This is a genomic window from Streptomyces sp. NPDC028314 (assembly GCF_055565795.1).
The window spans coordinates 383,049-406,517 of the sequence record NZ_JBVHTP010000004.1 but is presented as its reverse complement, the minus strand read 5'-3'; the positions used below and the strand labels follow the sequence as shown (position 1 = coordinate 406,517).

The 23,469-nt window shown below is 71.9% G+C and carries 19 protein-coding genes; 3 read left to right on the top strand and 16 right to left on the bottom strand.

The window, feature by feature from the left end:
- Positions 1 to 25: 25 nt before the first annotated feature.
- Both nadD and ACZ4TG_RS12730 read right to left on the bottom strand, forming a co-directional pair.
- On the bottom strand, positions 26 to 643 hold the full coding sequence (gene nadD / locus ACZ4TG_RS12735; protein ID WP_468161963.1) for a nicotinate-nucleotide adenylyltransferase: 618 nt from the start codon (positions 641 to 643) through the stop codon (positions 26 to 28).
- Between the two features lie 65 nt (positions 644 to 708).
- A complete protein-coding gene (locus ACZ4TG_RS12730; protein WP_168724275.1) occupies positions 709 to 876 on the bottom strand; it encodes a hypothetical protein in 168 nt (55 codons plus the stop codon).
- A 141-nt stretch (positions 877 to 1,017) separates the two neighbouring features.
- Here ACZ4TG_RS12730 and ACZ4TG_RS12725 point away from each other — a divergent pair, with 141 nt between their 5' ends.
- Positions 1,018 to 2,124: a M48 family metallopeptidase gene (locus tag ACZ4TG_RS12725; RefSeq protein ID WP_468161962.1), complete on the top strand. Its 1,107-nt coding sequence runs from the start codon at positions 1,018 to 1,020 to the stop codon at positions 2,122 to 2,124.
- Here the strand turns inward: ACZ4TG_RS12725 and ACZ4TG_RS12720 are convergent.
- The 7 genes from ACZ4TG_RS12720 to ACZ4TG_RS12690 form a co-directional block, all read right to left on the bottom strand.
- Positions 2,105 to 3,313, bottom strand: coding sequence for an SCO2583 family membrane protein (locus ACZ4TG_RS12720; RefSeq protein ID WP_468161961.1), 1,209 nt, complete (start codon positions 3,311 to 3,313; stop codon positions 2,105 to 2,107). The genes ACZ4TG_RS12725 and ACZ4TG_RS12720 overlap by 20 nt on opposite strands.
- A 68-nt stretch (positions 3,314 to 3,381) precedes the next feature.
- Entirely contained in the window at positions 3,382 to 3,936 is a 555-nt protein-coding gene (locus tag ACZ4TG_RS12715) for an SCO2584 family spore wall biosynthesis protein (protein ID WP_468161960.1), read from the bottom strand.
- Between the two features lie 77 nt (positions 3,937 to 4,013).
- Positions 4,014 to 5,297 carry a glutamate-5-semialdehyde dehydrogenase gene (locus ACZ4TG_RS12710; RefSeq protein ID WP_468161959.1) on the bottom strand — a complete coding sequence of 428 codons (1,284 nt, stop codon included), beginning with the start codon at positions 5,295 to 5,297 and terminating at the stop codon, positions 4,014 to 4,016.
- 232 nt (positions 5,298 to 5,529) lie between these two features.
- Positions 5,530 to 5,955 (bottom strand): hypothetical protein, encoded by a 426-nt coding sequence (locus ACZ4TG_RS12705; RefSeq protein ID WP_468162114.1) that lies wholly within the window; start codon positions 5,953 to 5,955, stop codon positions 5,530 to 5,532.
- Between the two features lie 81 nt (positions 5,956 to 6,036).
- On the bottom strand, positions 6,037 to 7,164 hold the full coding sequence (gene proB / locus ACZ4TG_RS12700; RefSeq protein WP_468161958.1) for a glutamate 5-kinase: 1,128 nt from the start codon (positions 7,162 to 7,164) through the stop codon (positions 6,037 to 6,039).
- A 100-nt stretch (positions 7,165 to 7,264) separates the two neighbouring features.
- Positions 7,265 to 7,717 carry a GtrA family protein gene (locus tag ACZ4TG_RS12695; protein ID WP_468162113.1) on the bottom strand — a complete coding sequence of 151 codons (453 nt, stop codon included), beginning with the start codon at positions 7,715 to 7,717 and terminating at the stop codon, positions 7,265 to 7,267.
- 104 nt (positions 7,718 to 7,821) lie between these two features.
- A complete protein-coding gene (locus ACZ4TG_RS12690) occupies positions 7,822 to 8,799 on the bottom strand; it encodes a glycosyltransferase family 2 protein (protein ID WP_468161957.1) in 978 nt (325 codons plus the stop codon).
- 158 nt (positions 8,800 to 8,957) lie between these two features.
- Here ACZ4TG_RS12690 and ACZ4TG_RS12685 point away from each other — a divergent pair, with 158 nt between their 5' ends.
- On the top strand, positions 8,958 to 11,843 hold the full coding sequence (locus tag ACZ4TG_RS12685) for a bifunctional glycosyltransferase/CDP-glycerol:glycerophosphate glycerophosphotransferase (protein ID WP_468161955.1): 2,886 nt from the start codon (positions 8,958 to 8,960) through the stop codon (positions 11,841 to 11,843).
- Complete coding sequence (locus ACZ4TG_RS12680) at positions 11,840 to 13,033, top strand: glycosyltransferase (RefSeq protein WP_468161954.1); 1,194 nt, start codon at positions 11,840 to 11,842, stop codon at positions 13,031 to 13,033. Before ACZ4TG_RS12685 ends, ACZ4TG_RS12680 begins: the two co-directional genes overlap by 4 nt.
- A gap of 90 nt (positions 13,034 to 13,123) precedes the next feature.
- On the opposite strand, the gene galE is transcribed toward ACZ4TG_RS12680, so the two are convergent.
- From galE to ACZ4TG_RS12645, 7 genes are all read right to left on the bottom strand, one after another.
- Positions 13,124 to 14,125: a UDP-glucose 4-epimerase GalE gene (galE, locus tag ACZ4TG_RS12675; protein WP_468161953.1), complete on the bottom strand. Its 1,002-nt coding sequence runs from the start codon at positions 14,123 to 14,125 to the stop codon at positions 13,124 to 13,126.
- Between the two features lie 58 nt (positions 14,126 to 14,183).
- The gene (locus ACZ4TG_RS12670; protein WP_468161952.1) at positions 14,184 to 15,803 is read right to left on the bottom strand and encodes a glycosyltransferase family 2 protein; all 1,620 of its coding nucleotides are present in this window, start codon (positions 15,801 to 15,803) and stop codon (positions 14,184 to 14,186) included.
- A 130-nt stretch (positions 15,804 to 15,933) separates the two neighbouring features.
- On the bottom strand, positions 15,934 to 17,379 hold the full coding sequence (obgE, locus tag ACZ4TG_RS12665; RefSeq protein ID WP_468161951.1) for a GTPase ObgE: 1,446 nt from the start codon (positions 17,377 to 17,379) through the stop codon (positions 15,934 to 15,936).
- Positions 17,380 to 17,548: 169 nt separating this feature from the next.
- Positions 17,549 to 17,803, bottom strand: coding sequence for a 50S ribosomal protein L27 (gene rpmA, locus ACZ4TG_RS12660; protein WP_030027134.1), 255 nt, complete (start codon positions 17,801 to 17,803; stop codon positions 17,549 to 17,551).
- Positions 17,804 to 17,816: 13 nt separating this feature from the next.
- Positions 17,817 to 18,137, bottom strand: a complete 321-nt coding sequence (rplU, locus tag ACZ4TG_RS12655; RefSeq protein ID WP_030159347.1) for a 50S ribosomal protein L21 — start codon at positions 18,135 to 18,137, stop codon at positions 17,817 to 17,819.
- A gap of 292 nt (positions 18,138 to 18,429) precedes the next feature.
- Positions 18,430 to 22,440: an Rne/Rng family ribonuclease gene (locus ACZ4TG_RS12650; protein WP_468161950.1), complete on the bottom strand. Its 4,011-nt coding sequence runs from the start codon at positions 22,438 to 22,440 to the stop codon at positions 18,430 to 18,432.
- Between the two features lie 234 nt (positions 22,441 to 22,674).
- The gene (locus tag ACZ4TG_RS12645) at positions 22,675 to 23,454 is read right to left on the bottom strand and encodes a TIGR03936 family radical SAM-associated protein (protein ID WP_468161949.1); all 780 of its coding nucleotides are present in this window, start codon (positions 23,452 to 23,454) and stop codon (positions 22,675 to 22,677) included.
- Positions 23,455 to 23,469 lie beyond the last annotated feature (15 nt).

Genomic DNA, 23,469 nt, shown 5'->3' with positions numbered 1-23,469 from the left:
GGGCCCCTCTCTCCGAAGCGGAAGCTCAGGCTCCCCGATACAGCTCACGCTTGTCGATGTAGCGCACGACACCGTCCGGTACCAGGTACCAGACAGGATCCCCCTGGGCGACCCGCGCACGGCAGTCCGTGGACGAGATCGCCAGCGCGGGCACCTCCACGAGGGAGACGCCGCCCTCCGGCAGGCCGTCGTCGGTGAGCACGTGGCCCGGCCGGGTCACTCCGATGAAGTGCGCGAGCGAGAAGAGCTCCTCGGCGTTGCGCCAGGTGAGGATCTGCGCGAGGGCGTCGGCGCCGGTGATGAAGAACAGGTCGGCGTCGTCGTTCAGCGCCTTGAGGTCCCGCAGGGTGTCGATCGTGTACGTCGCACCGCCCCGGTCGATGTCGATGCGGCTGACCGAGAACTGGGGGTTCGAGGCCGTCGCGATGACCGTCATGAGGTAGCGGTCCTCGGCGGGCGACACGGCCCTCTGCGACTTCTGCCACGGCTGGCCCGTCGGTACGAACACCACCTCGTCGAGGTGGAACAGCGCGGCCACTTCGCTGGCGGCCACCAGGTGTCCGTGGTGGATCGGGTCGAATGTCCCGCCCATCACGCCGAGCCGGCGCTTGACCGGACCGGTAGGCATTTCCTGCTCTCCCATGAGCGCAGAGCCTACTGGCCCGGTGGAGCGGTGAGGACCCGCATTCGAGCGCCTGCGCGAGCGCTCTAGCGGTCGCGGTTCAGGCGCGTGGTCACCCACAGCATCAGCAGCAGGATGAACAACGCGCCGCCACCGGTCAGGTACGGGCTCAGGCTGTCGTGGTTGCCGCCGTGCTGCTCGGCACCCTCCGAGGCGAGAACGACCAGGTTGTGGGCGGTGGTGGAGAGGCTCATCAGGCAGGTACCTATCGAGTCGGGGAGCGAGCGGAGACTTCGCTCACATCGTATGCGGGGGCCTGGGGCACGCTCATGCCGACTCAGGCGTTGGAGAGGATAGACGCAGAAGCGGACAGGTCGATCAAGGGGGAGGGCGCTATGACGGACACGGGTTTCGAGAAGGTACCGGCGCGGAACCGCAGGAGGTTCCCCGGTATTTCCTCGCGGGCGTACGAACATCCGGCGGACCGCTCGGCGCTGGTCGCGCTGCGCAAGCTGAGCGGCTTCGACACGGTGTTCAAGGCGCTGAGCGGGCTGCTGCCGGAGCGCAGCCTGAGGCTGCTGTTCCTGTCGGAGTCGGTGCGCGTGGGCGAGACCCAGTTCCCGCATCTGCACGAGATGCTCCGCGACGCCTGTTACATCCTGGACCTGGAGAAGGTCCCGCAGATGTACGTGCAGCAGGATCCGAAGCCCAATGCCATGTGCATCGGGCTGGACGAGCCGATCATCGTGGTGACGACGGCCCTGGTGGAGCTGCTCGACGAGGAGGAAATGCGGGCTGTGGTGGGCCACGAGGTGGGCCACGCGCTGTCCGGGCACGCCGTGTACCGCACGATCCTGCTGTTCCTGACGAATCTGGCGCTGAAGGTGGCGTGGATCCCGCTGGGCAATGTGGCGATCATGGCGCTGGTCACCGCGCTGCGCGAGTGGTTCCGCAAGTCGGAGCTCTCGGCGGACCGGGCCGGGCTGCTGGTGGGGCAGGACGTGAACGCCTCGATGCGCGGGCTGATGAAGATCGCGGGCGGCAACCACCTCCACGAGATGAATGTGGACGCCTTCCTGGCCCAGGCCGAGGAGTACGAGGCGAGCGGTGATCTGCGCGACTCCGTGCTCAAGATCCTCAACATGCTGCCGCGTACGCACCCCTTCACCACGGTCCGCGCCGCCGAGCTGAAGAAGTGGTCGCAGCACCGCGACTACCAGCGGATCATGGACGGCCACTACCCGCGGCGGGACGAGGACAAGGACACCTCGGTGAGCGACTCCTTCCGGCAGTCCGCCTCGCACTACGCCGATTCGGTGCGCACCAGCAAGGACCCGCTGATGAAGCTGGTGGGCGACATCGCCGGCGGAGCGGGCGACCTGGGCGGCAAGCTCCGCGACCGGTTCACGGGAGCCGGGGGCGGTGCACCGGGCAGCGGAACCGCGGGCGGCGCCGGCGAGGGCAAGGACGCCCGGGGCGGCGCTACGGGGCAGCAGGACTGACGACGCCCGGCGCGGGCTCCAGCGGGGGCGTCGCGGGCTCCACCGGGGGCTCCGGGGGCATGGGGGTCGCCGGCGGGCCCGTGGCCGGTGCCAGGACGCCGCACAGCCCGGCGGTCCGCCTCGGGTGGCCGCTGGCGTACGGGTCGCTCGCGGCCGGGCCGACGGTGGTCGGTCCGGCCCCGGCCGGCAGCGGGCGGAAGCCCGGCGCCGGGTCGGCGGAGCAGTCCTGCGGCCCGGCCATCACGTAGGCCGAGACCAGCTCCGCCCGGCGGGCCGTGAGGTCGTCGCGGTCGAAGCGCAGCCGCAGCTCGCGGCGGACGGTGAAGAGCGAGGCCCCGTCGGCCGCGGAGGGCTGTCCGGCCGCCGGGCGCACGACGTACACGAAGGTGTGGTCGGTGGTCACCTCCAGTACGTCGGGGGTCACCTCCTGGTAGTTCAGGGTGCCGCTCACCCGGACCCTGGACTCGGCCAGGGCGGTGCCGGGGTCGAAGCGGACCAGCCAGCCGGTGGCCGCGTGCCGGCCGTCTCCGGCCGGCGCCGTCATGCTCCGGTCGAACTGCGCCAGCTGGTCGGGGTCGAGCAGGACCCGGACGGGCCGCGAGGCGCTGCCGGCCAGCACGTCCGGGTCCAGCGAGGACTGCACCAGGTAGTCCTTGGCGACGGACAGCGCGGAGATGATCTGGCTCTCGGTGAAGTGGTGGGTGCGGCGTACGGCCGGCAGGGTGATCCCGGCGGCCCCGACGCGGTACTCGGCCGCCGGGCTGTTCGCGATCAGGTCGGCCGGGCGCCCGCCGGGCACGGCGGCGGCCGGTGCGAGCGGGACGACGGTGCTGCTGAGCGGTTCGGCGGCGCCGCCCGCCCGGGGTACGTACGGGTTGCGCAGGCCCATGTAGACGGCGGCCGCGAAGGCCGTGGCGATGAGCAGCACGAGCAGCATGCCCTGCCGGGCACCCCGGCCCGGGGCCCCGGTGCGGTGCCCCGATCCGCCACCGCCCGACCAGATGGAACGGCTGCGTACGGCCCGGGCGTGCTCGCCCATGCGTTCCTCGGCGGAGTACTCCTGGAGCCGGGCAGCCCGCACGAAGTCCTCGTCGAAGACCACCGAGCGGTACTCGTCGGTGCGGAACTCGTCGTCGCCACCGCCGATGTTCTCGGGGGTGCCGTTGGGTGGATCTCCTGGAACGGCCATCGCTTCTCCCCGCTGTCCCCGCTTCAGAGAAGCCCCCGGCTCCGAAGAACGCGAGTGGGGTCGTACCTTCAGGGTTGGCGGCCCGCGGGGTACGTAAACGCTCCGGCGCCCGTGACTTCGCGCAGCGGGGTGCTGGCCGGTGCCGGAGCGGGCTCGGAGCCGCCCGAGGCGCTGCGGTAGACGGCGCTGAAGGCGAGCGCGATCATGCCGAGGCCCATCACGAAGGCGAGCACCCAGGCGACGGGGCGCAGCCAGGGGGCCCGGCCGCGGTAGGGACGCAGGCTGCCGCCGTAGGCGCCGTAGGGGCCTTCCGCGTAGCCGTAGCCGTAGTGGCCCTGTTCCCAGCCGGGTTCGTCGATGCCGTACCCGTCGGGATGGCCGTAGCCGTAACCGTCGTAGTCGTCGTCGGCGGTCCAGCCGCCCGCGACACGGGCGGCCTCGGCCTCGGCGCGCGCCCGGTCGGCGGCCCGCTGGCGCTCGGCCGCGCTCGGTTCATGGATCTCGGCGTTCCGGACGAAGGCCTCGTCGAACACCACGGAGGCGAAGTCCTGATCCGCGCCTCCGCGGTCGTCGTCGGGCTCCCCGTCGTCCGGGAACGGCTTGCCCCCCACGTCGTCCGGCACGGGACCAGCGTAGACCTGGGGGGCCGCTTTGGGCAGGGTGTGCGCCGAAATCCGGCCACACCACGTCCGGGGGCCGACTACCGAACGTGACCGTCACCGGTGACGATGTACTTGGTGGAGGTGAGCTCGGGAAGGCCCATCGGGCCCCGGGCGTGCAGCTTCTGGGTGGAGATCCCGATCTCCGCGCCGAAGCCGAACTGGCCACCGTCCGTGAACCGGGTGGATGCGTTCACCGCCACAGTGGTCGAATCGACCAGCTGGGTGAACCGGCGCGCGGCGGCCTGCGAGGTGGTGACGATCGCCTCGGTGTGTCCGGAGGTCCAGCGGCGGATGTGGGTGACGGCGTCGTCGAGGGAGTCCACGACGGCGGCGGCGATGTCGTAGGAGAGGTACTCGGCGGCCCAGTCCTCGTCGGTGGCGGGCAGCGCGGTGACCTTGGTCCCTTCGGCGTAGGCGAGCACCTCGCCGTCACCGTGGACGGTCACCCCGGCGTCCGCGAGCGCGTCCAGGGCCAGCGGCAGGAAGGCCGCGGCGATGTCCCGGTGGACCAGGAGGGTCTCGGCGGAGTTGCAGACGGAGGGCCGCTGCGCCTTGGAGTTGATGAGGATGTCCACGGCCATGCCGAGATCGGCCTGGGCGTCGACGTAGACGTGGCAATTGCCGGTACCGGTCTCGATGACCGGGACGATGGACTCCTCGACGACGGTCTTGATCAGGGAGGCTCCGCCGCGCGGGATCAGTACGTCGACCAGGCCGCGGGCGCGCATCAGCTCGCGGACGGAGTCGCGGGACTCGCCGGGGACGAGCTGGATCGCGTCGGCGGGCAGCCCGGCGGACTCGATGGCGTCGCGGAGGATGGCGACGAGGGCCGCGTTCGAGGCGTAGGCGGAGGAACTGCCGCGCAGGAGAACGGCGTTGCCGGACTTGAGGCAGAGCGCGGCGGCGTCGACGGTGACGTTGGGGCGGGCCTCGTAGATGATGCCGACTACACCGAGCGGGACCCGGATCTGGCGCAGGTCGATGCCGTTGGGGAGGGTCGAGCCGCGGACGACCTCGCCGACGGGGTCGGGCAGGGCGGCGACGTCGCGGACGTCGGAGGCGATGGCGCGGACCCGCTCCGGGGTGAGGGTGAGGCGGTCGATCACGGTCTCGCTCGTGCCGGCCTCGCGGGCCTTGCCGGTGTCGACGGCGTTGGCCTCGACGATCTCGGCCGTACGGGCCTCCAGCGCGTCCGCGATGGCCAGCAGGGCCGTGTCCTTGGCGGACCGCGGGAGCGGGGCGATGGCCGCGGCCGCCGTCCGGGCGGCTTGCGCGGTGGCGAGAACGGGCGAGGTGGCGGTGGCGTCGTCGAGCGAGGTCATGCCGCCAGGGTAAGCCCCTCCCGCCCCGGCCCCGAGGGGGTTCCACCCCCCGAGACACCCCGCTGCGCGGAGCCCTCCCCCACCCGCAGACGACGGACTGGCCACACGCACCGGCCCCGCCCCGCGCACGACGGACGGAGTCCGGCGCAGCGGCGCGAAGCCGGGGAGGCGCCCCCGCGCCGAGCCGCGCGCGTAGTACACGAGCGGCGCGCGTAATGCACGAGCGGCGCGTCTAATACGGGTGCACTCCCACCGGGTGGGCCGGGGGCGGGCCGTAGCCCTCGGCCACGCGCTGGTGGTAGGTCGCGCGGTCGATGACCTCCAGGCCGACGATCTCCCACGGCGGGAGCTGCGCCGAGGAGCGGTGTTCGCCCCAGAGCCGGAGGGCGACGGCCGCCGCGTCGTGGAGGTCGCGGGCCTCCTCCCAGTACCGGATCTCGGCGTGGTCGTCGGCGTACCGGCTGGTCAGCAGGAAGGGGTGGTCGTGGGCGAGCTGTTCCAGCCCGCGCCGGACCTCGGACAGCGGCGCCGGCTTGCCGGAGACGCTCAGGGTGACGTGCCAGAGGCGGGAGGCGTCCGGCTCGTCCCCGCATCCGCCCCCGCCAACGCCGCCGTCACCGTCCCCGGTGCCGACGCTGGTCAGCGCTCGTCTCACCAGCCGCCTCCTGTCTGCGCTACGCGTGTCCGCCCCTCACAGTTGACCAGTCCTTGGCCGACCGCGCGGCGGTTTTGCCGAACCTCAGCCCTGCAGCAGGACCAGATCGTCACGGTGGACCACCTCGCGCTCGTACGCGGGTCCGAGCTCCCGCGCGAGCTCTCGGGTGGAGCGGCCCAGGAGCTGCGGGAGCTCCTTGGCGTCGAAGTTGACCAGGCCCCTGGCCACGGCCCGGCCGTCGGCGGAGCGCAGTTCGACCGGGTCCCCGGCGACGAACTCGCCCTCGACGGCGGCGATTCCGGCGGGCAGCAGCGAGCTGCCGCGCTCGGTGACGGCGCGGACCGCCCCGTCGTCCAGTACGAGGTGTCCCTGCGGGGTCGACGCGTGCTGGAGCCACAGCAGCCGGTCGGCCGAGCGGCGGCCCGTGGAGTGGAAGAGGGTGCCGGTCGCGCGTCCCGCCAGGGCGTCGGCGGCGTAGCTGGCGGAGGTCAGGACCACGGGGATGCCGGCGGCCGCGGCGATGCGGGCGGCCTCGACCTTGGTGACCATGCCGCCGGTGCCCACGCCCGCCTTTCCGGCGCTGCCGATGGAGACGTGGGCGATGTCCTCGGGGCCGTGCACCTCGTCGATGCGGGTGGTGCCGGCGAGGGAGGGGTCCCCGTCGTAGAGGCCGTCCACGTCCGACAGCAGCACCAGCAGGTCGGCGCGGACGAGGTGGGCGACGAGGGCGGCGAGCCGGTCGTTGTCGCCGAAGCGGATCTCGTCCGTGGCGACGGTGTCGTTCTCGTTGACGACCGGGAGGGCGCCCATGTCGAGGAGCTGGTCCAGAGTCCGGTAGGCGTTGCGGTAGTGCGCGCGCCGGCTGGTGTCGTCGGTGGTCAGCAGCACCTGGCCGACGCGGACGCCGTAGCGGGCGAAGGAGGCGGTGTACCGGGCGACCAGCAGGCCCTGGCCGACGCTGGCGGCGGCCTGCTGACGGGCCAGGTCCTTGGGGCGACGGCGCAGGCCGAGCGGGGAGAGTCCGGCCGCGATGGCGCCGGAGGAGACCAGGACGATCTCCTTCTCGCCGCCGCTGCGGGCCTTGGCCAGTACGTCGACCAGCGCGTCGACCCGGTCCGCGTCGAGCCCTCCGGCGGCGGTGGTCAGGGAGGAGGAGCCGACCTTGACCACGATCCTGCGGGCGTCCACGACGCTCTGCCTAGCCGCTGACACGTCTGTCCCCTTGCCCCTTGCCTGATGGTTCCCCGGCACCTCTGCGGGAGGTGCCGGGACCTCAATCTACGGGGTGGCCCGGCGGGGCCGCTCGCGGGTTTCAGAGCGTGGACGAGCCGCGGACCGGCTCCGGCTCCGCGGCCCGGGCGGTACCCGGGACCAGGATCTTGCGGGACAGCAGGAAGGTGAACGGGATGGCCACGACGGCGGCGACCAGCGGCGCGATCCGGGTGTCCATCCCGGCCCAGGTGACCAGGGCGTACAGGCCGACCGACTGGATCACGTAGTTGGTGATGTTCGTCAGCGGGAAGAGCGCGAACTTCTTCCACGTGGGCCGGGTCCGGTAGGTGAAGTAGGTGTTCATGAAGAACGAGCCGACCATCGACAGCAGGAAGGCGAGCGTGTAGGCGGCGAAGTACGGCATCCACGGGTGCAGGAGCAGGTAGATGCCGAAGAAGGTGCCGGTGTTGACCCCGCCCACGAGGGCGAAGCGGACGATCTGGCCGAGCTGGTCCCGCCGGCTGCTCGGGGCCGGCGCGGTGTCCGGGGTCACCGGGGTGTTCCCCGTCACCGCAGGGTCCTCGGTCGCCGGGGTGTTCCCCGTCACCGCAGGATCCTCGGTCGCCGGGGTGTTCTCCGTCACCGGGGTCTTCTCGGTCATCGGGGGCTGCGCTCCGCGACGACGGCCTCGGACACGCCCGGGACGTGCTCCGCGCCGTGCGCCTCCTTGACGAGGAAGTGCGGGCGGCGCTTGGTCTCGTAGTAGATGCGGCCGATGTACTCGCCGATCAGCCCCAGCATGATCATCTGTACGCCGCCCAGCCCCGTGATGAGCGCCACGAGAGTGACGTATCCCGGGGACTCGACGCCGTTGGTGATCGCCATGACGGTGATCCACAGGGCGTACAGGCCGGTCAGGGCCACCAGCGACACGCCGAGCCAGATCCCGATCCGCAGCGGCCGGTTGTTGAAGGAGATCAGCCCGTCCATGGCGTAGTTCAGCAGGGAGCCGAACTTCCACTTCGTCTCGCCGGCCTCGCGCTGCGCGTTGCGGTAGTCGAAGTGGACGGTGTCGAAGCCGATCCAGGAGAAGAGCCCCTTGGAGAAGCGGTTGTACTCCGGCAGCGACAGCAGGGCGTCCACGGCCGGGCGCGACAGCAAGCGGAAGTCCCCGACGCCGTCGGTGAGCTCGACGTCGACCCAGCGGTTGACGCCGCGGTAGTAGAGGCGGCTGAGCGCTGAGCGGACCTTCTTGTCGCCCTCGCGCGTGCGCCGGGCGATGATCTGGTCGTGGCCCTGCCGGTAGTAGTCGAGCATGGTGGCGATCAGCTCGGGCGGGTGCTGGAGGTCCGCGTCCATGATCACCACGGCGTCGCCGGTGGCCTCGCGGAGCCCGGCGAGCATGCCCGCCTCCTTGCCGAAGTTCCGGCTGAAGGAGACGTAGCGCGTCTGGTCGCTGTACGCGGCGGCGATCTTGCGGAGCTTTTCGAGGGTGCCGTCGCGACTGCCGTCGTCGACGTAGCAGACCTCGTACTCGATGGGCAGGGCGTCCAGAACCCTGCGGATCTCCACGTCGAAGCTGTCGATGACGGCCTCTTCGTTGTAGCAAGGGACAACTACGGACAGCTTCGTCATGAACACTTCCTGCTGGATCCGAACGGGTGATTGTCGACGACCGGACCCGCCACTCACCTCTTCCTTAGAAGTATGCACGCCGAGGGTCGGCCTGCCTGAGTCGCGTGCGGTACACGGTAGCTTTGACGGGATAAGCGGAATGGAACTTAGGGATCGAGGTGCACGTGCCTGACGTCTCCGTGGTCGTCATCGTCTACAACGACGCAGAGCGTCTGCCGACAGCCGTCCAGTCGGTTTTGGACCAAACCCTGCACGGGGTCGAAGTCGTGATCGTGGACGACTGCAGCAAGGACCGTTCCTTCTCGGTCGCCAAGGAACTCGAAACGGCGCATCCGGGGAGAGTGCGCGCCTTCCAGCTGCCCGAGAACAGCGGCGGCTGCGGCGCGCCGCGCAATCACGGCATCAAGCAGGCCACCGGTACGTACGTCATGTTCCTGGACAGCGACGACGTGCTGGAACGAAACGCCTGCCGGAACATGCTGGCCGCCGCCGAGCGCACCGGCTCCGACCTGGTGTCGGGCATGTGCGTCCGTGTGCACCTGGACAACCGGTGGGGCAAGACCACCGAGTGGTACCCGTGGATCTACTCGCACACCCGCACCCTGGAGTCGATCACCGAGTACCCCGACCTGCTGGTGTACGACACCCTCTCCACGAACAAGTGCTACCGGCGCTCGTTCCTGCTGGAGCAGGGCCTGGAGTTCCCGGTGGGCATCCACTACGAGGACCTGCTGTTCTCCGCGCAGGCCTACGTGGCCGCCCGCCGCATCACGCTGATCCCGAACCACGTGTACTTCTGGAACGTGGTCGAGAAGGCCGAAGCGAAGTCGATCAGCAACCGGCGCCACGAGATCGCGAACTTCGTCCACCGGATGGAGATCCACCGCCGCGTCGACGAGCTGCTCGCCGCCAAGGGCCACGCGGAGATCAAGTCCGCGAAGGACGCCAAGTTCCTCAAGCACGACCTGGTGCTGCACCTGCGCGACCTGCCGCTGCTCGGTGACGCCTACCGCCAGGAGTTCGCCCGCCTCGCCAACGGCTATCTGGCGGGGATCGACCCTGCGGCGTACGAGAACGTCACCTACCTCCAGGCCATCTGCGCCTACCTGCTGGGCAAGGAGGACTGGGACAACCTGCTCCCGGCCGCCGACGCGATGACCAACAAGGGCCGGCTGTCGTCCCCGCTCGCGGAGCGCGACGGGCGCGTCTACTGGTGCGCCGAACACATCGACGGCCCCGACCTGGCCGACGCCGCCGAGGCCCGCCGGATACTGGATGTCACCGAGCAGGGCTTCCACACCACCCCTCTCGGCTCGCTGACCCTGGGCAACCGCCTCACCTCGTACGAGGACGACGGGCGCGGCACCGTCACGCTCTCCGGCGCGCTCGTGAACCCGCTGGGCCGGATCGAGGCCGGTGCCGAGCTGAAGGCCTCGCTGGAGTTCCGGGCCCGCCGCCAGATCGGGGTGCGCTCGTTCAGCTTCCCGGTGACAACCGTGCGCCACGCCGGTGACACGATCGAGTGGACCGTGAAGGCCGACGTCGGCAGCACCGTCCGCCCCCTCGGAATCATCGACGCCGTGTGGGACGTCCGGCTGAAGCTGACGGCCGGCCGCGACCGGATCACCACCCGGGTCTCGGTCGGCGGGGTCGACATGGAGTCGGCGGCCCGGCTGCGCGTGCGCCCGCGGCTGACCCGGCTGGTCTCCGACCGCTTCGAGCCGGAGGTGACCAAGAAGGGCAACCTCTCCTACGTCCTGACCGCCGAGGGCGCCGCCGCCGTGCGCACCCAGACGCTGATCAACAGCGCGATGCACGGCAAGGCCGCCGGCGTGGTCAAGCGCAGCCTGCGCCGGGCCCTGAAGGCGCGCCGGAACCTCGGCTCGGGCGAGCAGAAGGTGAAGGTCTACCACGAGGTCTTCTCGAAGCTGCCCGTCAAGAAGGGCACGGTCGTCTTCGAGAGCCACATGGGCAAGCAGTACAGCGACAGCCCGAAGGCGATCTACGAGGAGATGGTCCGCCAGGGCGTCCCCTTCGAGGCGATCTGGTCGTACGCGGGCAAGCCCACCGGCTTCCCCAAGGAGGCCACCCTCGTCCGGCGCTGGAGCTGGCCGTACCTGCGGGCGCTGGCCCAGGCCGAGTACTGGGTCGACAACCAGGGCTTCCCGCTGGCGCTGGCCAAGCGCGCGGGGACCACGTACATCCAGACCTGGCACGGCTCCGCGCTCAAGCGGATGGGCTTCCACGAGCCCCGCACCAAGGCGCAGGGCAAGGCGGGCCAGGACCGCTTCCAGGCGGCCGTCGACCGCTTCGACCACTTCCTGATCCGCTCCGAGCACGACACCCGCACCCTCGCCAAGGGCTTCCGGCTGCGCGACGAGGTGCTGCTGCGCACCGGCTACCCGCGCAACGACGCCCTGGTCGCGGCGCACAGCGCCGAGGCGCAGACCGGGGAGCGGATCCGCGGGCCGCTCGCGGCGGAGCTCGGCATCGACCCGGACAAGAAGGTGCTGCTGTATGCGCCGACCTTCCGGGCGAACACCGACGGCACGGTCGAGGGCTTCGAGTTCCCCTTCGACGTGGAGGAGTTCGCGGACCGGCTCGGTGACCGCTTCACCCTGCTGGTGCGCACGCACTACCTGAACAGCGTCTCGCTGCCGCCGTCGGTCGCCGGCCGGGTGATCGACGTGTCCCGGCACCACGACATCACCCCGCTGCTGGCGCTCGCCGACGGGCTGATCACCGACTACTCGTCGGTGATGTTCGACTTCGCCGTGCTGGACCGTCCGATGCTGTTCTTCGCGTACGACTACGAGAAGTACTCCACCGACATCCGCGGCACGTACTTCGACCTCAAGGAGAAGGCACCGGGGCCGGTCGTGGCCACGGCGGACGAGCTGATGCAGGCCCTCGCCGCCTTCGACGAGGCCGACGCCAAGTACGCGGAGGCGCGCCAGCGCTTCCTGACCGAGTTCGGCGAGTACGACCGCGGGGACGCGGCCCGCCAGATCGTCGAGAAGTTCTTCACCAGGAGCGGCAAGTGAGCCAGCAGAGCGCCGACGAGCAGGCTGCCGTGGGGACAGCGGGCGGCCGTGACATCTTCCTCGTTTCCAACAGCGTGGACGAGCTCGGCGGCGTGACCACCTGGTCGCACCAGATGGCCAGGCTGTTCACCGACCGCGGGCACCGGGTGCACATCGTCGGCATCGCGCCGGTCGCCGACGAGATCCGCCAGCAGCTGCCGCGCGACCTCCCGTACGCGACGACGACGCTGTACGAGGCGCACCCGCCCAAGGCGCGCCGGCTGAACGGCATCAAGGGCCGGCTGAACGCGCCCGAGCGGCGCCGGCAGGCGGCCCGCCGCGCGAAGATGCGGGCCAAGGCCGAGGTGCTGAGCTCGCTGTTCCAGGCGGCCGGCCCGGGTGCCGTGGTGATCGTCACCCAGGTCTGGGCGATGGAGTGGGTGGCGCTGGCCGACACCAAGGGGCTCAGCGTCATCGGCATGAGCCACGAGTCCTTCGAGGCCAGCCAGAAGTCCACCCGGGGCGAGCGGGTCCGCCGCTTCTACCCGGAGGTCGACCGGCTGCTGGTGCTGACCCCGGAGGACGCGGACCTGTGGATCCGGTCCGGCATGGAGAACGTCGACAGCATGCCGAACCCGCTGCCGTTCATGCCGGACTCCCCCGCGCCGCGCACCGCCAAGGTCGTCGCGAGCGTCGGCCGCCTCGCTTTCGAGAAGGGCATGGACCTGCTGCTCGACGCGTGGGCGGACGCCGCGCCGCGCCACCCAGACTGGGTCCTGCGGGTCTACGGGGCGGGCGTGGAGGCGCCCGCGCTGCGGGCGCACTGCACCTCGCTCGGCCTGGACGAGTCCGTGGAGTGGATGGGCAGCACGGACGACGTGCTGGGCGCGCTGCGCGAGGCCTCGGTCTTCGCGCAGGCCTCGCGGGCCGAGGGCTTCCCGATCACGCTGCTGGAGGCGATGGCCGCGGGCGTGCCGGTGGCCGCCTTCGACTGCGCGCCGGGCGTACGGGAGATCGTGCAGCACGGTGAGGACGGGCTGCTGGCCCGGCTGGGCAACACCATGGAGCTGGCGGCCCACCTGGACGCCCTGATGTCGGACCGGGAACTGCGGGACCGGCTCGGGGACACCGCCTTCCACCGCGTTCAGCGGTACTCCAGCGCCGAGATCACCGACCGGTGGGAGGAGCTGTTCTCCTTCCTGGAGCGCTGACCTGCGCCACCGGACGTACGAAGCCGCCCGCCCCCGGATCGGATCCGGGGGCGGGCGGCTTCGCCGCGTGCGGCTGCGGCCCTGGGGCCGTCAGCGCTCGGCTTGGTGCAGGGCGCCCTTGCGGTTGGCCTCCCAGCCCGCCCAGGCCGAGGTGATCATCTCGCGGACGTCGTGCCGCGCCTTCCAGCCCAGCTCGGCGGCGATCCTGTCGGCCGAGGCCACGACCTTGGCGGGGTCGCCGGGGCGGCGGGGGGTGACCACGGGCGGGTAGGTGTGGCCCGTGGTCTCGTTCATCAGCTCGGCCATCTCCCGTACGGAGACGCCCTCGCCGCGGCCGATGTTGACGGTGAGGTCCTTGTACTCCCCGGCCGCGCCCCACTCGGCGAGCTTGCGGGCCGCCACCACGTGGGCGTCCGCCAGGTCCTCGACGTGGATGTAGTCGCGGATGCAGGTGCCGTCCGGGGTCGGGTAGTCGTCACCGAAGATCCGGGCGCCCTCGCCGGCGTCGTAGCGCTCGAAGACCATCGGGACGAGGTTGAAGACCCCGGTGTCCGCGAGCTCGGGGGTGGCGGCGCCCGCCACGTTGAAGTAGCGCAGGCAGGCGGTTGAGATGCCGTGCGCCTTGCCGGCGGCGCGGACCAGCCATTCACCGGCCAGCTTGGTCTCCCCGTACGGGCTCATCGGCAGGCAGGGGGTGTCCTCGGTGACCAGGTCCACGTCGGGCATCCCGTAGACGGAGGCGGAGGAGGAGAAGAGGAAGTTGCGGATGCCGGCCGCGGCCACGGCCTGGAGCAGGACCGTGAGGCCCTGCACGTTCTCGTGGTAGTAGTACGTCGGCTTCTCGACGGACTCGCCGACCTGCTTCTTGCCGGCGAGGTGCACCACGCCGGTGATCTTGTGCCGGGCGAGGGTCTCGTCCAGGGTCAGCCGGTCCAGGACCGAGCCGATCACCAGCGGAACGCCTTCCGGGACGCGGTCTTCGTTGCCCGTGGAGAGGTCGTCGAGGACGACGACCTTCTCACCCGCGAGCATCATCGCGCGGACGACGTGTGCGCCGATGTACCCGGCACCACCGGTGATCAGAAAAGTCATGCCGTGTCTCCTGAGTCCTGTCCGATTCCGCCGGCCGTCTCCGGCCGGCGTCGTGCTGTCAGTCCGACCGCAGGGCTGCCCTTGCCCTGCCGAGCCGGTTGCGTACGAAGCTCAGCGCCCCGGCCGCGCCCGGCGCGAGCCGCACTCCCAGCGAGCCCGCCGCCGTGCGGTACGGCTGCGCCAGCAGAACACCGTACCGGCTGCTGACGAGCGCGCGACGGCGCAGCAGGTCGTCGAGGGGGCGCGGAGAGGTGACCAGGGAGCTCCCGTCGGCGCACCGCACGCCGATCTGCACGCTCCAGGCCTGCATCCCGCGCCGGCCGTGCCGCCGCCCGGCGGCCGCCAGGGCGGTGAGGCGGAACGGCAGTTCGGCGGTCCAGCCGTCGCCGTCCGCGGCGGGGCCCAGCTCCACCGGATCGACCAGCTCCGGGTCCCCGCCCGAACGGGCCAGGAACCGCAGCTGGGCGGTGTGCGGCCCGGCCGCGGCCAGCCGCCCGTACAGGTCGTGCACGCGGATCCGGAGCCCGGCCGTACCGGTCAGCCGCGCGTCGACGGTGACCGGCAGTTCGCCGGTCGGCAGCTCCGCCAGCCGGTCCAGCTCCACCGGGAGGTCCTCGCTCCACACCGGCCGCCCGTCGGGGCCCGTCGCGTACGGCGGCAGCAGGCGCGGGGGCTCGGCGGCGAAGCGGGTGAGCCGCTCCACGTCGGCGGGCGGGACCGGGGTGGCGCGCAGCAGCCGTACGATCCAGCGCGCGTGGGCCCCGGCGGCCTCGACGTCGGCCTCGGAGAAACCGGCGAGGTACTCCCGGGTCGCCGTCCACCAGGCGGCCTGGTACTCGGGGTCCTTGCCGAGCTCGCGCAGGTACATGCGCAGGTCGTACTCCAGGAACTTCACCTGGCAGGCCCGGCCCAGCTCCGGCGAGGACCCGGTGATGATCCGCGAGGCGGTGCGGTGGGCCTCGATCCGGGAGCGCCAGTTGCCGACGTCCTTGCGGTCGAGGGAGATCGACACCTGCGCGGCGCCGCGGCGCACGTGCCAGACGTAGACGAGGTCACCGATCACCGCGATGCGCGGGGCGGCGGCCAGGACGCGGGCGGTGAAGACGAAGTCCTCGTAGGTGAAGCGGCCGTCCGGGAAGCGGATCGCGTGCTCGTCGAGGAAGGCGCGCTCGTACAGCTTGTTGACGCACAGGGTGTCCCGGACCAGCTCGGGCCGGTCGGCGGGCCGCTCGATCACGTCGCCGGGCGTGTACAACCCCGGTACCCAGGGCACGTCCTGATGCTGCGGCAGTTCGCGCCGTACGCACGCGCCGACGGTGACCGGGGCGCGGTGCGACTCGGCGGCGCGCACCAGGGCCTCGGCGGCTCCCGGCGGCAGGACGTCGTCGCTGTCGAGGAAGAGCACGTACGGGGCGGTGGCGGCCGCGATCCCGTCGTTGCGCGGGGTCCCGCAGCCGCCGCTGTTCTCCGTGCGGTGCACGACCTTGAGGCGGGGGTGGCGGGCGGCCAGCTCGTCCAGCACCCGCCCTGTGCCGTCGGACGAGGCGTCGTTCACCGCGATGACCTCTTCGACGACCGGGCCCTGGGCGAGGGCCGAGGAAACGGCCTCGCCCACGAGCCCGGCGTCGTTGTACGCGATCACCACGACGGAGACGGTGGCGGGATTGGTGCTGGTCACCCGGTGGATCCTAGGCGACCCGGGTAAAGATGGCCTCAAGGGCCCCGTCCGCCCGCTTGACGGCCGGGGCTCCTTCCGGAAGGGCGGACTTCCGGAAGGGGCGCCCGGAAGGAGCTTCCGGAAGGGGCTTCTAGAAGGGGCGGAACTCGTCGTACTCCTGCTGGGCGGAGTCGCCGCGCTTGGCGTCCTTCTCCTTGCGGCGCTGGGTGGCCGGACGGGGAGCCTCCATACGGTGGTCCTCACCGCGGCGGCCCAGCATCTCGGCACCGGCCATCATGGTCGGCTCCCAGTCGAAGACGACCGCGTTCTCGTCGGATCCGATGGCGACGCCGTCACCCGCGCGGGCACCGGCCTTCTTCAGCGCGTCCTCGACACCGAGGCGGCTCAGCCGGTCCGCGAGGTAGCCGACGGCCTCGTCGTTGTTGAAGTCGGTCTGGCGCACCCAGCGCTCCGGCTTCTCGCCGCGCACCTGGTAGACGTCCTCGACCTCGTCGTAGGTGACGGTGAAGCCGGCGTCGTCCACGGCCTTCGGGCGGATGACGATACGGGTCGCCTCCTCCTTCGGCTTGCGGGAGCGGGCCTTGGCGACGACCTCCGCGAGGAAGTACGAGAGCTCCTTGAGACCCGTACGGGCCACCGCGGAGACCTCGAAGACCTTGTAGCCGCGCGCCTCCAGGTCCGGGCGGACCATGTCGGCGAGCTCCTGGCCGTCCGGGATGTCGACCTTGTTCAGGACGACGAGGCGGGGGCGCTTCTCCAGACCGCCGCCGTAGATCTTCAGCTCCTCCTCGATCACGTCGAGGTCGGCCACCGGGTCGCGGTCGGACTCCAGGGTTGCGGTGTCCAGGACGTGCACGAGGACCGAGCAGCGCTCGACGTGGCGCAGGAACTCCAGGCCGAGCCCCTTGCCCTGGCTGGCGCCGGGGATGAGGCCGGGGACGTCGGCGATCGTGTAGACCGTCGAGCCGGCGGTGACCACGCCCAGGTTCGGGACCAGGGTGGTGAAGGGGTAGTCCGCGATCTTCGGCTTGGCGGCGGAGAGCACCGAGATCAGCGAGGACTTGCCGGCGCTCGGGAAGCCGACCAGCGCCACGTCGGCGACGGTCTTGAGCTCCAGGACGATGTCGCCGGTGGTACCGGGCACACCGAGCAGGGCGAAGCCGGGCGCCTTGCGGCGGGCGGAGGACAGGGCCGCGTTGCCCAGACCGCCGCGGCCGCCCTCGGCGGCCACGTACGTGGTGCCCTGGCCGACGAGGTCCGCGAGGACGTTGCCCTCCTTGTCGAGGACGACGGTGCCGTCCGGGACGGGCAGGACCAGGTCCTGGCCGTCCTTGCCGGAGCGGTTGCCGCCCTCGCCGGGCTTGCCGTTGGTGGCCTTGCGGTGGGGGCTGTGGTGGTAGTCCAGCAGGGTGGTGATCGCCTGCTCCACCACGAGGATGACGTCGCCGCCGCGGCCGCCGTTGCCGCCGTCGGGGCCGCCGAGCGGCTTGAACTTCTCCCGGTGAACGGAGGCGCAGCCGTGGCCCCCGTTACCCGCGGCGACATGCAATTCGACGCGGTCCACGAAGGTGGTCATGGGTGTTCCTCCAGATACATACGGGAATGTCCCGGGCAGGCCTTGCTGCCCATTAAACGTGTCTATGTGACAACGCGCCGAGGGCGGACCTCTCTTCCCGGCTCGCGCCGGGAAGAGTTGAGATCCGCCCTCGGGGTGTTACGAACGCTTCAGATCAGCAGGAGCTGGATCAGGCGGCCGGAACGATGTTGACGACCTTGCGGCCACGGTGCGTGCCGAACTGCACGGCACCGGCCTGCAGCGCGAACAGCGTGTCGTCGCCACCACGACCGACACCCGAACCCGGGTGGAAGTGGGTGCCGCGCTGGCGAACGAGGATCTCACCAGCGGAAACGACCTGACCGCCGAAGCGCTTCACGCCGAGCCGCTGAGCATTGGAATCGCGCCCGTTCCGGGTGGACGATGCGCCCTTCTTGTGTGCCATGTCTCAGTCCCTCTTACTTCGCAGCCGTGGGGATACCGGTGACCTTGATCGCCGTGTACTGCTGGCGGTGACCCTGGCGACGGCGGTAGCCGGTCTTGTTCTTGTAGCGCAGGATGTCGATCTTGGCGCCCTTGTGGTGGTCCACGATCTCGGCCTGAACCTTGATCCCGGCCAGCACCCACGGGTCGCTGGTCACGGCGTCGCCGTCGACAACGAGCAGGGTCGAGAGCTCGACCGTGTCGCCAACCTTGGCAGTGGAAATCTTGTCAACCTCAACGATGTCACCAACAGCAACCTTGTGCTGGCGACCACCGCTGCGCACGATGGCGTACACGCGGATCTCTCTCTCACTCGGGACGGATGCTCCTGAAGCCAGCCGCTCACGCGGGCCGGGGCCCACGGTGATCCGGATTGGACGAGCGGCCTCTCCCCTGCGACGCGCACGCGAAGACGCGTACACGGTCGTGCGAGGGAGGAAGGTGCTCAGGAGCGCGACGCGCACTAGACGGAAAATCATCTAGGACATGCCGACGGTCTAGGTTACGGGGCCGGTTCCGGAGGGTCAAACCGGGCCCCGCAGGGCAGTGGGCCCCGCCGCTCGGCGGGGCCCACTGCCTTGACGCGGATCAGGCTTCGGTCGGAGCCGAGACGGACGGGAGCGTCTGCTGCTCCGCCGCCGCGGTCTTCTTCGTGGCCCGCTTCGCCGGCGCCTTCTTGGCCGTGGTGGCGGCCTTCTTGGCGACGGTCTTCTTCGCGGCGGCCTTGGTGGCCGTCGCCTTCTTCGCCGGAGCCTTCTTGGCCGGGGCCTTCTTCGCGGCGGTGGCCGCCTTCTTGGCCGGGGCCTTGCGGGCCGCCTTCTTCGCCGGGACCTCGGCGTCAGCCTCGGCCTCGGGCTCGGCCGGGGCGGCCTCGGGCTCCGGGGCCGTCACCGGGGCCGCCTCGACGACCAGGACGGCCGCCTCGGCCGCGCCTGCCGGGGAACCGGCGGGTGCGGTGGCCTTACGGGTGGCACGGCGCCGCGGACGGGCCGGCGCGGCGTCCGCCACGGGCTCGGCCGGGGCCTCGACGACGGCCGGCTCCGGCTCGACGACGGGCTCGGCCACGGCCTCCACGACCGGCTCGGGCTCGACGACGGGCGCGGCGGCCTCCACCACCGGCTCCGGGGCGGCCTCGGCGGCAGCCGCCGGGGCACCCGCCGGGGCGGTGGCCTTACGGGTCGCACGGCGACGCGTACGGCCCTTGGGGGCCTCCTCCGCCACCGGCTCGGCGACGGGCTCGGCCACCGGCTCGGCCGGGGCCACCGGAGCGACCGGCTCGGGGGCGGCGGCGGTCACGGGCTCGGCCACGCGCTCCGGCTGGGGCTCGGCCACTCGCTCGGCGGCGGCACCGCGCGGGGCGCCCGCCGGAGCGGTCGCCTTACGGGTGGCGCGGCGGCGGTTGCGACGCCCGCTCACACCGGCCGCGGCCTCCGCCTCGGCCGGGCTGCTGTACAGCTCCTCGTCCGCGACGAACTCCGGCTCGGGCAGCGCACGCGGCGCGGCGACCTCGGCGGCCAGCTCCTCCTCGGTCTCGGACTCGATGACCTCGACGTCCAGGACCTCGCCGTTGTCCACGGAGTCGATCTCGTGGTCGTGCTCGTGGCCACGGCCACCGCGGCGCTTGGAGCGCTTGCCGTTGCCGCCGCCACCGACCACGGTCGGGGTCTCCATGTGCACGATGACACCGCGGCCGTTGCAGTGGACGCAGGTCTCGGAGAAGGACTCCAGCAGACCCTGGCCCACCCGCTTGCGGGTCATCTGGACCAGGCCCAGCGAGGTGACCTCGGCCACCTGGTGCTTCGTACGGTCACGGCCCAGGCACTCCAGCATGCGCCGCAGGACCAGGTCGCGGTTGGACTCCAGGACCATGTCGATGAAGTCGATGACGACGATGCCGCCCAGGTCGCGCAGCCGCAGCTGGCGCACGATCTCCTCGGCCGCCTCCAGGTTGTTCCTGGTGACGGTCTCCTCGAGGTTGCCGCCCTGACCGGTGAACTTGCCGGTGTTGACGTCGATGACGATCATCGCCTCGGTCTTGTCGATCACAAGCGAGCCGCCCGAGGGCAGCCACACCTTGCGGTCGAGCGCCTTGGCGAGCTGCTCGTCGATCCGGTACGTCGCGAAGACGTCGACCTCGGAGGTCCAGCGCGACAGCCGGTCGGCCAGGTCCGGGGCCACGTGGTTCACGTAGCCGTGGATGGTCTCCCAGGCGCTGTCACCGCTGACGATGACCTTCGAGAAGTCCTCGTTGAAGATGTCGCGCACGACACGGACGGTCATGTCCGGCTCGCCGTACAGCAGGCTCGGCGAAGAGGTCGAGATCTGCTTCGACTTCTTCTGGATGTCCTCCCACTGGGCCTGCAGACGCTCGACGTCGCGGCGCAGCTCGTCCTCGCTCGCACCCTCGGCGGCGGTGCGCACGATGACGCCCGCGTCCTCGGGGACGATCTTCTTGAGGATGGTCTTCAGACGCGCGCGCTCGGTGTCGGGCAGCTTGCGGCTGATGCCGGTCATCGAGCCCTCGGGCACGTAGACCAGGTAGCGGCCGGGCAGCGAGACCTGGCTGGTCAGGCGGGCGCCCTTGTGGCCGATCGGGTCCTTGGTGACCTGCACCAGGACCGACTGGCCGGACTTGAGGGCGGACTCGATGCGGCGCGGCCCGTTGGCCATGCCGAGCGCCTCGAAGTTGACCTCGCCGGCGTACAGGACCGCGTTGCGGCCCTTGCCGATGTCGATGAAGGCGGCCTCCATCGACGGCAGCACGTTCTGGACCTTGCCCAGGTAGACGTTGCCGACGTACGAGGTGGCCTCTTCCTTGTTGACGTAGTGCTCGACGAGCACGTTGTCCTCGAGGACGCCGATCTGGGTGCGCTCGCCGGCCTGGCGGACGACCATCACGCGCTCGACGGCCTCACGGCGGGCCAGGAACTCGGCCTCGGTGATGATCGGGACGCGGCGGCGGCCCTGCTCGCGGCCCTCGCGGCGGCGCTGCTTCTTCGCCTCCAGGCGGGTCGAGCCCTTGATGGACTGGACCTCGTCGGAGGAGGTGGAGAGGGACTCGGCGCGCTCGCGGGCCGGGCGGGGCTCGCGGACCTTGACGACGGTGCGCACACCCTCCTCCTCGGCCGCGTCGGCGTCCGTACCGCCGTCACCGCTACGACGGCGACGACGACGGCGGCGACGGCTGGAGCTGGAACCGAGGGCGCCGGCCTCGTCGGACTCCTCGTCCTCGTCGGCGGCCTCCTCGTCGGCCTCCTGCTCGGCGGACTCGGCCTCGGCCTCGGCCTCCTCCTCGGCGGACTCGTCGAGGTCGGCGGCCTCACCGCGACGGCGGCGACGGCCACCGCGGCGGCGGCGGCGCGACGGGCGCTCGCCGTCGGTCTCTTCCTCGTCGAGGTCGGCGGCCTCGGCCTCGGCCTCGGTCTCCTCGGCCTCGTGGAGCTCTACGTCGGCCAGCGACACGGGGCCGGACTCGGCGGCCGGGGCCGCGGGCTCGGCGGCGCCACGGCCACGGCGGCGGCGACGGCCGGCCGGCTGAGCGGCGGGGGTCTGGACGGCCTCGGCCGCGACCTCGGTCTCTTCCTCCTCCTCGACCTCGTCGGCGGGGGCGGCGGCGCGGGCGGCCGCCGCGGCCATGGCCGCGGTCTCGGGGGTCTGGAACATCGGCTCGGCGAAGACCGGGGCCTGGAAGACGGCCACGGCGGGACGCGCGGCACGGCGGCCGGCCCGGGACGGAGCCGCGGCGGCAGGCGCCTCGGCCTCGGCGGCGGGCGCGGCGGGAGCCGCCGGGGCGGCGGGCGCGGCGGTGGAGCGGGTGGCGCGGCGGCGGCCGCCGCGCTTCGGGGAGTCCACGGCGTCGGCGACGGTCACGGTGGCCTTGGCGGCCGGGGCCGGCTCCTCGGCGACGGCGGCAGCTGCGGCCGGAGCCGGGGCAGCGGCCTCGGTCTCGGCGGCCGGGGCGGTCACCGCGCGGGTGGCACGGCGACGGGCACGCGGAGCCGGAGCGGCCGACTCCTCCACGGCGGCGGCGGCCGGAGCCTCCACCACGGGGGCGGCCTCAGCCACGACCGCCTCAGGAGCGGCCGGGGCGGTCACGGCACGGGTCGCACGACGACGGGCACGCGGAGCCGGAGCGGCCGGCTCCTCCACAGCAGCAGGGGCGGCGGCAGCCGGAGCCTCCACGGGCGCGGCCTCGGGGGCAGCGGCCTCGGGAGCGACCGGAGCCGCGACAGCGCGGGTCGCACGACGACGAGCACGCGGAGCCGGAGCAGCCGGCTCCTCCACAGCAGCAGGGGCGGCGGCCGGAGCCTCCACCACGGGCGCGGCCTCGACGGCAGCGGCCTCAGGAGCGACGGGAGCCGCGACGGCGCGGGTCGCACGACGGCGGGGACGGGCCGGGGCGGCGGCCGGGGCGGCCTCTTCGGCCGGAGCGGCGGCCGGGGCCTCTGCCGCGACCTCGGCGGCAGCGGCGGTGGCGCCGGGCGGCCCAGCGGGCCGGGATGCGGCGCGGCGACGCCTGCGCGGGGGCAGGTTGTCGCTCGGGCTTCCGCTGTCGGCGTTGCCGGCGGCGGTGTTCTCAGAAGTTTCGTTGTTGAGCATTGCGGGCGGTTCTCCCGTCACGCTCCCGGGCGCCGCGGCTGACGTCCGGTCCGGCACGGCTCCGCGTAATGAGCGCGGAGCCGGCCTCCGGGGCGCGTTCGCCACACGGGAGCTCAGTTCATGGCCGCCGGTTCCGTACGTGTTGTCCGTACGGCCTGGCGGAAGTCTTCAGGTCTGTGCGCTGCCCGACCCAGGTGGCTCCCGAGTGCCAGGGCGGCGCGACGACGACGATCCCTACGCGGCGGGACCTTCCGGCGCCTTCGCGTCGGCGGCTACGGCGGCCGTGGGTGGGGCGGCCGTGACAGCCTCGCGGTCGGGCGCGAGCGGGTCGGTCACCGTGCCGGACTCCTCGTCGAAGAGCCCCTGCGCCAGCCTGGTCACCGCTGCGGGGACCGGCGGCGCCAGGTCGGCCACAGCTCGGAGACCGGACAGGACGTCGTCGGGTCGCACGGCAGGTGTCAAATGCCGAACAACCAGCCGCAGTATCGCACAGGCATTGTCCAGTGGCCTATCAGCCGGAGCAGGATGTGCTTCGAGGCTGACCACCGCACCACGTGTGTCGAAGGTGCGCATGCCGTTCTTGGTGCGGCGCTGGACCTCCACGGTCTCGGCCGCGAGGAAGGCGGCCACGGCCGTCTCGGCGTCCGCGTGCTCGACGCCGTCCAGGCGCAGCTCCCAGACGGAGGCGGTCAGCCGTTCCGCGAGCCCGGACGTCCTGGCCTCGACGGCGTCGACGATGTCGAGGCCGACCGGCATCGACTCGTCGAGCAGCTCGCGGAGCTTCTCGGGGTCGCGGGCCTCGGCGAGGGCGATCTCCAGGTACTCGGCTTCGCTGCCGGTGCCGGTGGGCGCGGCGTTCGCGTACGAGACCCTGGGGTGCGGGGTGAAGCCGGCCGAGTACGCCATCGGGACCTCCGAGCGGCGCAGGGCCCGCTCGAAGGCACGCTGGAAGTCTCGGTGGCTGGTGAACCGGAGGCGGCCGCGCTTGGTGTAGCGCAGTCGGATGCGCTGCACCACCGGTGCGGGAGG